Origin of the sequence: Undibacterium sp. TC9W (assembly GCF_049339865.1) — a bacterium.
Classification (GTDB): domain Bacteria; phylum Pseudomonadota; class Gammaproteobacteria; order Burkholderiales; family Burkholderiaceae_D; genus Undibacterium.
Genome location: NZ_JBMPPJ010000008.1, coordinates 159,427 through 174,409 on the forward strand (window position 1 = coordinate 159,427; position 14,983 = coordinate 174,409).

10 protein-coding genes are annotated in these 14,983 nt (G+C 51.7%); all 10 read right to left on the bottom strand.

What is annotated here, in order from left to right; translation table 11 throughout:
• Positions 1 to 68 precede the first annotated feature (68 nt).
• Positions 69 to 365 carry a cupin domain-containing protein gene (locus tag ACO0LN_RS13835; protein ID WP_422974660.1) on the bottom strand — a complete coding sequence of 99 codons (297 nt, stop codon included), beginning with the start codon at positions 363 to 365 and terminating at the stop codon, positions 69 to 71.
• A 12-nt stretch (positions 366 to 377) separates the two neighbouring features.
• Positions 378 to 872, bottom strand: coding sequence for a nuclear transport factor 2 family protein (locus tag ACO0LN_RS13840; protein WP_422974662.1), 495 nt, complete (start codon positions 870 to 872; stop codon positions 378 to 380).
• Positions 873 to 937: 65 nt separating this feature from the next.
• Positions 938 to 1,177: a hypothetical protein gene (locus ACO0LN_RS13845; RefSeq protein ID WP_422974664.1), complete on the bottom strand. Its 240-nt coding sequence runs from the start codon at positions 1,175 to 1,177 to the stop codon at positions 938 to 940.
• A 170-nt stretch (positions 1,178 to 1,347) separates the two neighbouring features.
• The gene (locus ACO0LN_RS13850) at positions 1,348 to 1,734 is read right to left on the bottom strand and encodes a hypothetical protein (RefSeq protein WP_422974666.1); all 387 of its coding nucleotides are present in this window, start codon (positions 1,732 to 1,734) and stop codon (positions 1,348 to 1,350) included.
• 253 nt (positions 1,735 to 1,987) lie between these two features.
• Positions 1,988 to 5,266, bottom strand: a complete 3,279-nt coding sequence (icmF, locus tag ACO0LN_RS13855) for a fused isobutyryl-CoA mutase/GTPase IcmF (RefSeq protein WP_422974668.1) — start codon at positions 5,264 to 5,266, stop codon at positions 1,988 to 1,990.
• A gap of 196 nt (positions 5,267 to 5,462) precedes the next feature.
• The gene (locus tag ACO0LN_RS13860; protein WP_422974670.1) at positions 5,463 to 5,885 is read right to left on the bottom strand and encodes a hypothetical protein; all 423 of its coding nucleotides are present in this window, start codon (positions 5,883 to 5,885) and stop codon (positions 5,463 to 5,465) included.
• Positions 5,886 to 5,997: 112 nt separating this feature from the next.
• Positions 5,998 to 9,615: an indolepyruvate ferredoxin oxidoreductase family protein gene (locus ACO0LN_RS13865; protein ID WP_422974672.1), complete on the bottom strand. Its 3,618-nt coding sequence runs from the start codon at positions 9,613 to 9,615 to the stop codon at positions 5,998 to 6,000.
• A gap of 449 nt (positions 9,616 to 10,064) precedes the next feature.
• A complete protein-coding gene (locus ACO0LN_RS13870) occupies positions 10,065 to 11,363 on the bottom strand; it encodes a sugar MFS transporter (RefSeq protein ID WP_422974674.1) in 1,299 nt (432 codons plus the stop codon).
• Between the two features lie 14 nt (positions 11,364 to 11,377).
• Positions 11,378 to 12,376 (bottom strand): glucokinase, encoded by a 999-nt coding sequence (locus ACO0LN_RS13875; protein ID WP_422974676.1) that lies wholly within the window; start codon positions 12,374 to 12,376, stop codon positions 11,378 to 11,380.
• Positions 12,376 to 14,949, bottom strand: coding sequence for a glycoside hydrolase family 3 protein (locus ACO0LN_RS13880; RefSeq protein WP_422974678.1), 2,574 nt, complete (start codon positions 14,947 to 14,949; stop codon positions 12,376 to 12,378). Before ACO0LN_RS13880 ends, ACO0LN_RS13875 begins: the two co-directional genes overlap by 1 nt.
• Positions 14,950 to 14,983: the final 34 nt, after the last annotated feature.

A 14,983-nucleotide genomic window follows, 5' to 3' on the forward strand; every position in this document is an offset into this window, starting at 1 on the left:
TGCTGCCTCCGTTTAAAAAGGGGATGAAGCGCACAAGCTACCGCCAAAACTCATTCCAGCATAAACATCTATTGATCAATGATAACCAATGTTCCCTTACTTCCTGCTGCCACGGCATGCGGAGTATGGGCAGGCACCAGATACAACTCACCCGCTTTGACAGCGACAATCTCGCCGTGAATGTCGAGATTCATTTGCCCATCCAGCACCAGCAAGGCTTCAGTAAAGTCATGGGTTTCATCAGGATAATCACATTCATCCATGCGCAAGACCTTGACTTGCGCACCGCCAGCCTTGCCCAGGATGGCAGAACGCCAGGCGCTTGGCAAAGATGCCGCCTCAGCAATCAAATTCTTATGCAACACTATTTATGCCTCTCAATGACTGTCTTTTAAAGCCGGGTCCCAGTGTTCTGCAATTTTCCCATTCTCTATGCGGAACATGTCAAACCAGGTCGTCGTGTATTTCTTGCTGGCATCTTTGGGATCTGGCACGGTACTGACAAAACTCAAAATCACTTTATCGCCTTCAGCAGTAATCGCCACCAAAGGGGCCTTGACCCTGGCCTGTATGTCCTTGGGTTTGACGAATTTGCTAAACAGCTCGACAAATGCCGCACGCCCGGTCCCCACTCCGGGGTTGTGCTGCATATAGGATTCGGCCAGATACTTGTCTGCCAGCTCCATGTGACCGCCCTCAAACACCTCACGCCAAAAGTCATACACCAGCCGCTTATTCGCAGCCAGCCGCGTATCCGCACTGGACAACATGGCTTCATGATCAGGATTGGCCTGCACAGGCAATTGCGCATGAGCAAGTAATGGCAGGCCAAGACAGGCAATCAAAGCAAGACGACGAAAAGAAATCAACATGAATTACTCCCATAGGAAAAACACACACTGCTTACCAGCCTGCTGCGAAGTGCCTCGCAATAGTATTACTTGCCCGCATCACCCTTCGCAGGCTTGGCAGCAGCCCCACCCGTTTGGACCTCAACAATCGTCCTTTGTTCATCCGCCTTCTGCTGCATCAACTGCGCCGCCTCTTTAGCCTTGTCCAGCTGCGCTTTCTGCTCGGAAAGAAAATTAGCCGAAGCACTAGGTTCCACCTTGGGTTCTGGAGGTTTGTTGCAGGCAGCAAGAATAGAGACGCAAGCTAAAACGAGAATGGTACGCATGAAATACTCCTGAAAGCCGCAGACCGCAGCCATGACCAGATTAAATGTAGATGGGTATTCTAGCAATAAATGGCGCTGAGCAAAAAACAAAGAAGCCCGGAAAGTTCCGGGCTTTTATGAATCACACGTATTATTTGTTGCTGATAGCATTTAGCACTCGCGAGTAAGAATTATTGCGACTGCCACAAAAGCGATAGGTCACCATCTACAAAACCAACACCTACAGCTCGACTATCCAACAAGACTTTAGCTGCCGCCTCATGCTTGAGATAAGTGCTGACAAGAATTTCAATCCTGGATAAACAGGTTTCCCATTCGGGACCTGAAAAAGACAAAGGTATATCAATTGCCCTGGTTTCTGGCTGCCACACTTCATCGCAAGCCCAGTCAGCGTCAGCAGAATCAAAACTACCGGCACCAATCAATTCAATGCCAAATTTTGAATTCTGATTTTTAGCATTTTCAAACAAATTAAATGAGTATGCTTTGATTTCAACTGAAGTGGTTTCTGCAAGAGATAAGCCCAACCACGTTTTGAAAACTGATTCGAAGTCCATAAAGCTATCCTCAAAATTTCATATTTTAAACGAATGAAATTTCTCTGGACTTCGAGGGACATCAAGAAATTCATTAGGCATCAAGCTTTACAAAGGCGCGCGTAGCGCCGCCCACCAGCAAACCGTATCCGTGGCACGCTGAGAAATTCATTCAGTGGGATGCAGTACAAGGCGCAAAGCACAGCAATACGTCGGTATTGCGAGCATTTGCAACGCAGTAATGCGCCCGCTTAATGGATTTATCAGCGTGTCATCACATGTTGCGTCTGTATTGTCCTCCAACCTCGAACAGCGCAGTCGTAATCTGCCCCAGCGAACAGACACGCGCCGCATCCATCAGTTTGGCAAACACATTCTCATTATTGATCGCCGCCTGCTGCAAAGCCGCCAGGGCCTTCGGTGCCACATCGGCATGACGGCTATGGAAATCCGCCAGGCGTTGCAATTGCGATTGTTTTTCTTCTTCAGTAGAACGCGCCAGTTCTATTTTTTGCGGCGTGTCATTGGCTTTAGGATTGCGGAAGGTATTCACACCGATGATGGGCAGAGTGCCGTCATGTTTCAGGTGTTCATAGTGCATGGATTCTTCCTGTATTTTGCCGCGCTGATAGCCGGTTTCCATCGCGCCCAGTACACCACCGCGTTCAGCGATGCGTTCAAACTCTTGCATGACGGCTTCTTCTACCATGTCGGTCAACTCTTCGATGATGAAACTGCCCTGGATAGGGTTCTCGTTTTTCGCCAGACCCCACTCACGGTTGATGATGAGCTGGATAGCCAGGGCACGGCGTACTGATTCATCAGTCGGTGTGGTGATGGCCTCATCATAGGCATTGGTGTGCAGGCTGTTGCAGTTGTCGTAGATCGCAATCAGGGCTTGCAGTGTGGTGCGGATGTCGTTGAAATCAATCTCTTGTGCATGAAGGGAACGGCCGCTGGTCTGGATATGGTATTTCAGTTTCTGGCTGCGGTCATTCGCACCATATTTGTCACGCATGGCCACTGCCCAGATACGGCGTGCCACGCGTCCCAGTACTGTGTATTCAGGGTCCATGCCATTACTGAAGAAGAAGGACAGATTGGCTGCGAAATCATCAATGTGCATGCCGCGTGCCAGATAGGCTTCGACAAAGGTAAAGCCGTTCGACAATGTGAACGCCAGTTGAGAAATCGGGTTCGCGCCTGCTTCAGCAATATGGTAGCCGGAGATGGAGACCGAATAGAAATTGCGCACTTGATGATGGACGAAATATTCCTGTATATCGCCCATGACCTTCAGCGAGAATTCTGTCGAGAAGATGCAGGTGTTCTGTCCCTGGTCTTCCTTGAGGATATCTGCCTGCACTGTGCCGCGCACATTCTGCAATACCCAGGCACGTATCTTGGCGGATTCATCGGCAGTTGGTTCGCGCTTGTTATCAACGCGGAATTTTTCCATCTGCTGGTCAATCGCAGTATTCATGAAGAAAGCGAGTATGGTCGGTGCCGGACCATTGATGGTCATGGATACCGATGTCGCCGGATCACACAGGTCAAAGCCGTCATACAAGACCTTCATGTCTTCCAGCGTCGCGACCGAGACGCCGGAATTGCCGACTTTGCCGTAGATATCAGGACGTATTGCCGGGTCCGCCCCGTACAAAGTCACAGAGTCAAAAGCAGTCGACAGGCGCTTGGCATCCATGCCTTGCGACACCAGCTTGAAACGGCGGTTGGTACGGAAAGGATCACCCTCACCGGCAAACATGCGGGTAGGGTCTTCACCTTCACGTTTAAAGGCGAATACACCGGCTGTGAAGGGGAATGAGCCAGGCACGTTTTCCAGCATCAACCAGCGCAGGATTTCGCCGTGATCGACAAAGCGCGGCAAAGCCACCTTGCGAATTTTTGTACCGGACAAGGACTGTTGTACCAGACGGGTGCGTATCTCCTTGTCGCGAATCTTGACGACATATTCATCACCCGCATAGGCAGCCTGCATGTCCGGCCACATACTGATGAGTTTTTTGGATTCGCCATCGAGGCGGTTTTCGCGATCAGTGATCAAGTCATCAAAATCAGTAGACTTGCCTGCCACTGACAGCATGCGCTTGGTCTCTTGCAGTTGCTGGCGTTCACGGGCGATCAAGACCTGCTTGCCGGTATTCTTGTGATAGGCGCGTACCGTATCAGCAATCTCAGCCAAGTAACGGCTGCGTGCCGGTGGCACGATGACATTCTTGGCGCTGGAATATTTGACGCTGATCGCTGCCAGCTTGCTGGGTTTGGCCAGCAAACCACGTTGCACCAGTGCTGGCAATATACCTTGATACAGTGCAGTCACGCCATCATCATTGAAACGTGAAGCCTGCGTGCCATAGACTGGCATTTCATCTGGCTTTTGTGTCCACAATTCGCGGTTGCGCTGGTATTGTTTGGCGACATCGCGCAGGGCATCCTGTGCACCTTTGCGGTCGAACTTATTGATGGCGACAAAATCGGCAAAATCGAGCATGTCGATTTTTTCCAGTTGTGATGCTGCACCAAATTCTGGTGTCATGACATACATCGATACATCAACATGCGGCACGATCGCCGCATCACCCTGGCCTATGCCTGAAGTCTCGACGATGACAAGGTCAAAACCGGCGACCTTGCAGGCAGCAATGACATCTGGCAAAGCTTGTGAAATTTCTGAACCTGCTTCACGGGTCGCCAGTGAACGCATGAAAACCTTGAGCTTGCCCTTCCATGGGTTGATGGCATTCATGCGTATGCGGTCACCGAGCAAGGCACCGCCAGATTTGCGGCGCGACGGGTCGATGGAAATCAGGGCGATGTTCAGATGGTCATCCTGGTCCAGGCGTATACGGCGTATCAGTTCATCTGTCAGTGAAGATTTACCTGCACCACCAGTACCCGTGATACCCAGGGTTGGTGTCTTGCTGGCTTTTGCCGCATCCATCAATTGCGTGCGCAATTCTGGCGCGACCTTGTCATTTTCCAGCGCGGTAATCAATTGCGCCAGCGGGCGATGTTTGTCGGCGATATCGCCTTGCTGCAATACGGACAACGTTGTCGGTGCATAGCCGGACAGGTCACTGTCACAAGCCTGTATCATCGACAGGATCATGCCCACCAGGCCCATGCGCTGGCCATCTTCAGGGCTGAAAATACGGGTCACGCCATAGGCATGCAGGTCGGCGATTTCTTCCGGCACGATGACACCACCGCCACCTCCAAACACCTTGATATGCGCACCGCCGCGTTGCTTGAGCAGGTCTATCATGTATTTGAAGTATTCAACATGGCCACCCTGGTAACTGGAAATGGCAATGCCCTGGGCATCTTCCTGCAGGGCGGCTGTGACTATCTCCTCTACCGAACGGTTATGGCCCAGATGGATCACTTCTGCACCATTCGCCATCAAAATGCGGCGCATGATATTGATCGAGGCATCGTGGCCATCGAACAGGGAAGCGGCGGTAACAAAGCGCACTTTGTTGGCAGGTTTGTATTCAGTCAGGTTCTGGGCAACGGACAGGTCAGTCATGTCTTCCTCATCGGTCTTGTTTTACCACAATGATTATTGCTATTTAACAACAATCACTATGTTTGGGTTAGGCTAAGTTATATGACGTTAACGTAAACGTCAATTAAAAATTGTGATCATGCTTTTCAGACAATTCATCGATTCCATACAACTCTTGACATTAATGAATTGGCAATATATGCATTTCTTACTCCGTTTACTTACGTAGTTGCAACTCACGTCCGGAAAAATAATATTCCTTGCGACGCTCGCCTGCCTCAGTCGTAATGACTGCGTTCAAGTCTTGACATCTGGAATGAGTCCCTGATATTTGTATTACCCCATTCCATTTTTTCAAATCAAATAGGCTTGAAGCGCCATGACCAGCAGTGGCATGCAAACTGGCACTACCAGAACTGGGGCTGACAATCTCTACACCCCAGTCTTTGGGTATGCCTGACAGGCCCCAGAATTCTCCACAGGTTTGTGTCAGTTTGAGCTGAGTGACACGTTCCCCATCTTCTACAGCCAGCACCAGTCTGGGAAAAAAGACACGAAAAGTCGAAACTGGCGCTGCATTAGCAACGCTAGCGCATAAGCCAGATACTGCCATCAATACAAAAAAGAGCTTTTTTAGCATATTAAAATTGCACCAGGATGGGGTCGGTTACTGAGCAAATATTCAGCAGAAAATAGTCAACATGCACTGCAAGACTCACTTCTATATAAAGTGAGTCTTGCATCATCACAGTTCAGGCTACGCGCGACACTTCCTTGATCACTGTTGTATTTTGAGGCTTCAGCAAAACTGCCTTCTCTGCATGATACGCCTGCATGGCCTTTTCTTTGACATGGCCATAACCGCGTATCTTTTCAGGCAGGCTCGCGAGAGCAATAGCGCGTTCCAGATTGTCTGCATTCAAACCAGCAGCCAGCTTTTCCATCAGTGCAGTGTATTCAACAATGAGGGCGCGCTCGGCCTTGCGTTCTTCTGTGCGGCCAAAAATATCCAGTGCCGTACCACGCAAGCCCTTGAGTTTGGCCAGCAGCTTGAATGCCTGCCAGACCCAGGAACCATATTGCGCCTTGACCAGATGACCTTGCCCGTCTTTCTTTGAAAAGATAGGAGGAGCCAGATTGAATTTCAGGCTGAAGTCGCCCTCAAACTGTTGCTTGAGTTTTGCCGTGAAATCGCCATTGGTATACAAACGTGCGACTTCATACTCATCCTTGTAGGCCATGAGTTTGAAGGCGTACTTGGCGACAGCCATGCTGAACTTGTTACCTGCATTTAATGCAGATTCCGCCTTGCGGACCTTATCGACGAGATCAACATATTGCTGGGCGTAAGCGGCGTTCTGGTAATCCGTCAATACCGCAATGCGGCGCTTGACGAGCGTATCCAGGCTTTGCGGCATCTGGATGACGACAGGCTGACCAGGGATGGCGATTTTTTCTACGCGGGCAAAATCTACAGCAGCGCGGCGGCCCCAGAGGAAGGCTTTCTTGTTGGCCTCGATCGCCACACCATTCAGTTCTATCGCGCGCAGCAAGGCAGTTTCAGATACCGGTATTGCGCCCTTCTGATAAGCAAAGCCCAGCATGAACAAATTGGTGGCGATGGAGTCGCCCATCAATGCGGTTGCCAGTTTGGTGGCATTGATGAAATCAACATTGCCACCAACTGATTCAGAAATCAGGTGCTCAACGGATTCCAGCGGGAATTGCCAGTCAGGGTTCTTGGCAAACGGGCCGGTTGGTTGTTCATGGGTATTGATGACAGCGCGGGTACGGCCTGCGCGCATTTTGGAAATTGCGTCATGTGCGCCAGCTGTCAAAATATCGCAACCCAGGATCAGGTCAGCTTCGCCAGTCGCAATACGCTGTGCACGCAATTTGCCAGCCTGGTTGACGATGCGTATATGCGAAGTCACCGAGCCATTTTTTTGCGACATGCCTGTCATGTCGAGCACAGACGCGCCCTTGCCTTCCAGATGTGCCGCCATGCCCAGCAAGGCACCGACCGTGATCACACCAGTGCCGCCTATGCCGTTCAACAGGATATTGTAAGAGCTTTCACAGGCAGACAATTGTGGCTCTGGCAGTGCGCCGAAATCATCGGTCTTTGCCGTGCCTGTCTTGGATTTGACCAGCTTGCCACCTTCTACCGTGACAAAACTTGGACAGAAACCCTTGACGCAGGAATAATCCTTGTTGCAGGACGACTGGTCTATGCTGCGCTTGCGGCCAAATTCTGTTTCCACCGGCATGATGGATGTACAGTTGGATTGCACGCCACAGTCGCCACAGCCTTCACAGACTGCTTCATTGATGAACATGCGTTGATTAGGGTCAGGGAATTCGCCTTTTTTGCGGCGACGGCGTTTTTCGGCGGCGCAGGTCTGGTCATAAATGAGCACCGTTGCGCCAGGTATCTCGCGCAATTCGCGTTGTACGGCATCCATGTCCTTGCGGTCATGCAGGGTTAAAAAGCTGGGCAGGTTGGAACGGTCTGTGTAACGTGACAAATCCTCAGTCACCAGGGCGATGCGCTTGACACCTTCTGCCGCCATCTGTTGCGCCATCATCGGTACACTGATGATGCCATCAACAGGTTGACCACCCGTCATTGCCACGGCATCGTTATACAAAATCTTGTAGGTGATATTGACCTTGGCAGCAACGGCTGCGCGTATTGCCAGATACCCGGAATGGAAATAAGTGCCATCACCAAGGTTCTGGAATACATGCGGCAAGGTCGAGAATGCGGCCTGCCCTATCCACGGCGCACCTTCACCGCCCATATGGGTAGTCAGTTTATTGAATTCAGGGTAAATCGCGGTTGCCATGACGTGGCAACCGATACCAGCCAGTGCCAGGCTGCCTTCCGGCACCTTGGTGGAGGTATTGTGCGGGCAGCCTGAGCAATAGTAAGCGGGGCGTGCCGGTGTATTGACTTGCTTGCTAAGGACGACATCCTTGGCTTCCAAAAATGCCAGGCGTGCCTTGATCAGGTCGCTGGTATGGAAGCGGGCGATGCGAGATGAAATCACGCGGGCAATTTGTGCTACCGAAAAATCAGCCTTGGAAGTCAGCAGCCATTCACCACGAGGATGTACCCATTCGCCTTTTTCATCGAACTTGCCAATGACGCGCGGGCGCACATCGTCGCGCCAGTTATATAGTTGTTCCTTGAGCTGGTACTCGACCATCTGGCGTTTTTCTTCGACTACCAGAATTTCATCGAGACCCTGGGCGAATTCACGCACGCCATCAGGCTCCAGCGGCCAGGGCATGGATACCTTGAACAGGCGTATGCCTATTTCGGCAGCGAATTTTTCATCAATGCCCAGTTCTTCCAGCGCTTCCAGCACGTCGAGATAAGACTTGCCAGAGGCGACGATGCCCAGTCGCGCAGTCGGGCTGTCTATGGTGACATGGTTGAGTTTGTTGATGCGGGCATAAGCCAGGGCTGCATAGATCTTGTAATCCTGCATCAGGGCTTCCTGCTTGCGCGCCTGTATGCCCAGGGTATCCAGAGACAAACGGGTGTTCAGACCACCTTCAGGCATGACAAAGTCTTGCGGTATCTTGATTTGCAGGCGGAAAGGGTCGGCATCCACCGAGGAAGTGGACTCCACGGTATCTGCCAGCGCCTTGAAGCCAACGGCGCAGCCAGAGAAACGCGACATGGCCCATGCATGCAGGCCCAGGTCCAGGTATTCCTGCACATTGCTGGGGTAGAGCATGGGTATCATGCAGGCAGAGAAAATATGGTCGGACTGATGTGGCAGCGTTGAAGAGTAAGCGCCATGGTCATCACCGGCCACCAGCAGGACACCACCGTGCTTGGATGTGCCCGCATGATTCATGTGCTTGAATACGTCAGCACTACGATCGACGCCAGGGCCTTTGCCGTACCACATGCCAAATACACCATCGTATTTGGCCGGGCCTATCAAATCTACTGTTTGCGAGCCCCAAACTGCCGTTGCGGCCAGGTCTTCATTGACGCCAGGCACGAACTGCACATGGTTTTGCTCCAGCAGTTTTTTGGTTTTCCACAATGTTTCATCCAGACCACCCAGCGGGGAACCACGATAGCCGGAAATAAATCCCGCCGTATTCAGCCCCTCAGCCAGATCACGCTGGCGCTGCATCATAGGCAAACGTACCAGGGCTTGTATGCCGGACAGAAAGATAGTGCCGCTATTTGATGTGTACTTGTCATCAAGCTGGACATCGTTCAATTGCGGGGGGCTAGTAATCTGGCTGGCTTCGAGCGCATCCTGGACAGGCTCAGTATGGATTTCTTTGGCGGACGGCAGGGACGAGAGTCCAGCAGACTCCAGGGTGGTGTCGGATGACATAAGGTGGCTCCAAAATTTGTGATTTAGATCGCAAAGAGCATGCGTTGTATCCGGTAAGACACAATTTTGCTCGGAGCCTATAGCGAGGTATCAGAGATAGGCTCTCGTTGCGTTGGTAGTGATAACTACCATTTTATTCGAATCCTGGACAAAATTCGATGTCAAGACATTACGCCTGTCGTATTTGATTATGTCAAATACAACGGCCATGCCTGAATTTCCTTTTGTCCGGATCAAAGAGACATCAAAAGAAGCTTTCGAAATTTCGCTGCAGCGCTTCTTCGACTTCCTTTGAAATCTGCTGTGTTAACAGTGTAGGTCGAATAGGCGCTTGTGGAAAATATGGAATTAAAATAGGGGTATCATGAAAAATGATACCCATTGAGCGCAAGGGAAATAAAAAAACGGGAGCACAAAGCTCCCGAATCTCCCCTGTAAGGAAGAAGTGACTAGTCTGCTTTCGTTGAATACATACCGGCATAGCGTATGCCGAAATACAGGATGAAGGTATAACAGGCAGCAGGCACATAGAAAGATGTGTGCAAACCTATGCTGTCAGCCAGATAGCCTTGCAGGAAAGGCACGAGGGCACCACCAACTATTGCCATGCACAAAATACCTGAGCCCTGCCCTGTCAAAGGCCCAAGTTTGTTCAGGGCCATGCTGAAGATGGTAGGGAACATGATGGAATTGCACAAACCAACTGCCAGTATCGCCCACATGGCCATTGAGCCATGGCTGTAGATCGCCGTCAGGATCAGGATGATGGCAGCCGCAGAATTGAATGCCAGGGTCTTGCCTGGGCTGACCTTACGCATGACCGCAAAACCGATAAAGCGCCCCACCATGGCGCCGCCCCAGTAGAAGCTCACATAATGCGCTGCAACGGCTGGTGTCAGACCACCGACGTCAGATTCACCAAGAAAATTGATGAGGAAGCTGCCTATGCTGACTTCACCACCTACATACAGAAATATACCTATCGCCCCCATCAGCAGATGACTGTGTGAAAGCACCGATGTCCTGGCGCTGCTATCTGCGGCACCGGCTTCTTCCACATGTGTAATTTTAGGCAGACGGGCAAAAGCAAACAAGACTGCCAGCAACAGCAAGGCACCCGCCAGCATCAGGTAGGGCATTTGCACTGCGGCACCGGCGCTGGCCCGATATGTAACTTGTTCTGCTGCTGGCAATTGATTGATCTCTACTGCTGTCAGTGCAGCACCAGACAAAATCAATATGCCTCCCAGAATAGGTGCGACCGTAGTGCCCAGGGAATTAAAAGCTTGTGTCAAGGTCAGGCGGCTGGAGGCTGTTTTTGCTTCCCCCAATACTGTGACATAAGGATTGGCAGCGACTTGCAAAATCGTGATGCCAGATGCCAGTACAAAAAATGCCAGCAAGAACAGCGCATAACTGCCCATGGATGCAGGGTAGAACATGGCGCAACCAGTAGCGGCAATGACGAGGCCAGTCACTGCGCCATGCTGGTAGCCAATTTTTTTGATCAGCATACCGGCAGGCAAGGACACGATAAAGTAGGCGCCAAAGAAGCAAAACTGCACCAGCGTCGCTTGTACATAACTGAGGGTATAAATGGATTTCAAGTGCGGAATCAGCACATCATTGAGCGAGGTCAAAAAACCCCACATGAAAAATAAAATCGTCACAATGACGAGAGAGCTGGTCTGGCTTCTGGCATTGCCGTCAGATGTGACGGCAGCGGTTGTCGGTAATGAAGTTTCCAAGATGTAGCTCCTTATTAAATTTTTTCTTGCTTGCCAAGATGATCTGCCAACATGGCTGATACACCGAGGAAAGCCGGATATTCTTCAGTAATCAGATAAGTCGGTATCTGCGCCAGAAAACTGCTGAGCCGCCCCTTGGCTTCAAAGCGCTGACGAAATGCCGATACGGCAAACAAAGCCCCCAGCCTGGGGACGATGCCACCACCAATATACATGCCGCCAGTCGCCCCAAGTGTGAGCGCGACATTGCCTGCCATACTGCCAAGGATGGCGCAGAAATGTTCAACCGTGCGCAGGCAATCTGCGCAACTGCCATCAAGTGCGCGGCGCGTGATATCCGCGGCGTCCATCGTCTTGCCAGAAATAGCGGCACAAATCAATTCCAGCCCCTTGCCTGACAACAGGCGTTCTGCCGAGACATGTTCATATTGCTGCCACAGCGATTCGAGTATGCGCATTTCTTCACGGTTGGCTGGTGCAAAGCTGGCGTGCCCGCCTTCACTGGACAAAGCTGCCCAGGAATTGCCAGAGGGGATAATGCCGGACACACCCAGCCCCGTTCCAGCACCGATCAACCCTATTGTGCCGCCCGGCATCTCCACACCACCACCAATTTTCTGCAACTGGCTGGCATCGAGATAGGGCAAGGCCATTGCAAGTGCAGTGAAGTCATTGATGACCAGCAGGCTGCTGAAATCGAGTTGCGCGCGTACCGCAGAGATGGAAAAACTCCAGTGATGATTGGTCATCCGCACGCTATCGCCATCAATGGGGTTGGCGATAGCGATGGCTGCATTTCTTATCCGTGCTTCATGCCTGATCTGTACCTGCCTGACCGCGTCGCTGGCGAGATAGCTTTTAATTGCATCAGGCAAACCAGGATAGTCAGCGCAAGCCAGCACGCTGACTGCCTCAAACTGACGCTCTGCGGTTTCCAGCGCAAAGCGGGCATTAGTGCCGCCTATATCGGCCAGCAGGCGCGGGTAAAGCTGATTGGTCTTCTGACTGGACATCATTTCAGTTCTGCGCAATTCAAGGCGTCCGGTTCTTTGGCTGCGCCACCAACTATCTGTATATTCGTAAAGGCAGCGCTGAAAGCGGCTGTGCTGCTGATGCTGAATGGCACATCCACACTGTTAAGCTTGACGCCTTTGGTCGTGAAGCAGGACAAGGGAACTTTGATCGTCTGTTTTTCTTTTTTGCCAGCCAGGCGTTTGAAGGCTTCGGTCACATCCACACTGGCGCTGCAGTGATTACCACAATGCATGGACAAACTAACCGTACCTGCAGGTGCAGTAGCTACGATAGTGTCAAAACTCAATGCACCATCTTTTGTGGCGAAGGCAGGTATGGCTTTGCCTTGCGCCGCCCGCGCTTCCACGCGCGCTGCACCACTCCAGCTAATCAGCTTGGCATCTTGTTGGCTGTTCACTTGCGAGGTTTGTATGCTGATGCCTTTCATATTCAGTACACGGTTCAGGTCTGCTCCCACTGCCTGCTGCTCATTGCCACTGACAACATACAGAGGATAAGTCGCACGGTCAGCCTGATTGAATACTGGATAAGCATTTGTCACGCCGCAACCACCGGATGGATATTTGCTATCGAGCTTACCTGTTTTTGTCTTGCTGGAATAATTGAGACCATAACCAAGTTTGAACAGAGGTGAATAGTTAGCCTCATCAAAATTCAGGCTGGTCTGGCAAACAGATTTTGGCCATGAGAACGACAGTGTGCCCTTGAAGTCATGCGCCACTTTGCCATCTGCAGCACGGAACAGGACATCGGCCACGCCCTTGCCTTCTGAACCAGGTAACCAGGCAGCGACAAAGCTGTCAGACAGGTTCAACAGGTCATTCACATACAGCGGGCGGCCAGAGACAAACAAGGTCACTACCGGCTTGCCCTTGCCAGACACTGCCTGCAGCACCGCCAGGTCCTCCGGGTAGCGGCTGCTATGACGCAAGTTACCAGAGGGGCCTATGTCACCATACATTTCTGCATACGGTGTTTCGCCAATGACGGCAATCACGGCATCAAAGCGGCTGACATCTACACCCTTGGCATCAGCACTGAACTCGACATTGGCTTCGCCTACGGCTGCCTTGATGCCTGTCACTATGGAATCAGCATTCGGGAAGTCTGCATTCTTGTTATCCGTACCCTGCCAGGTCAGTGACCAGCCACCAGTCTGGTTGGAGATATCGTCCGCAGTCTTGCCTACCACCAGGATTTTCTTGTTGCGTGCCAGTGGCAAAGTCGCGCCATCATTCTTCAACAAGACCAGAGATTCGCGTACGGCCTGCCTGGCCAGCTCGCGGTCTTGCAAGGCATCCTGCTTGCCTGCATAGGTATTGTCAGAAGGCTTTTTACCGAACAGACCAGTGCGTAATTTGACGCGGATGATGCGGGTTACTGCATCATCTATCCTGCTCATGGGTATCTCGCCAGACTTGACCTGGGCAATGGTGTTGCTGATGAAGGCTTTCCAGTCATCCGGTACCATGACCATATCTATACCGGCATTGATCGCTTGCGCGCAACTGTCATTGCGGCAGCCGGGTACTTCTGCTATGCCATTCCAGTCGGTGACGATAAAGCCATCAAAACTCATTTTGGTTTTGAGTACATCTGTCAGTAGTGCTTTGCTGCCGTGCATTTTGCCGTAATCTGCGCCTGAGGCTTTATCGTTCCAGCTATTGTAGGATGCCATGACGGTTTGTGCGCCTGCGGCCAGGGCAGTCAGATAGCCTTGCCCATGCGTATTGAGCATCTGCGCATTGGTAGATAGATTCACACCCCTGTCCTTGCCCTGGTCAGTGCCGCCATCGCCCATGAAATGCTTGGCAGTGGCAATCACATTACCATCATCCATGAAGGAGCCTTGCAAGCCTTTGACATATTCACCCGCATACTGGCGCACCAGTGCACCGTCTTCAGAAAAACTTTCATAAGTGCGCCCCCATCTGTCATCACGCACTACCGCCAGCGTAGGGCCAAACACCCAGGCGATGCCGGTGGCACGCACAGACTTGCCCATGGAACGGCCTATCTGCGCCGCCAGTTGCGGGTTATGCGCGGCTCCCAGCCCGATATTGTGCGGGAACAGGGTCGCACCATACACATTGCTATTGCCATGTATCGCATCTATGCCCCAGACCACGGGCACTTTGACTGCCATGTCAGTCGCCATCGAAGCTTCATAATATTTATCTGCCAGGGCAACCCAGTCTGCCGCCGTGCCATGTTTGTTATTGCGGTCTGGCCAGCTACCGCCGCCATTCAGGACCGAGCCCAGGTAATAGCGGCGTACGTCATCCGGTGTAATGGCCTTGATTTCCGGTTGCGTCATCTGGCCTATTTTTTGTTCCAGCGTCATGCCTGCGACGATGGTCGCGACCTTTGCCTCGATAGCTGGGTCTTTGCGGATGACGCTCTGGACTTGCGGCCACGCTGCCAGATTCTTGTCAGGCATCTTGCCCGGTCCGTACTGGGTTGCCGTGTCTGCCGCAAAGGCGTGGCTTGCTCCGTATGCCAGCAGGATGGCAGAACTGATCTGTATACTCTTACGCTTCAATTTCATCATGGTGTGCTCTTTATTATGGAAGGAATCTGCTGAT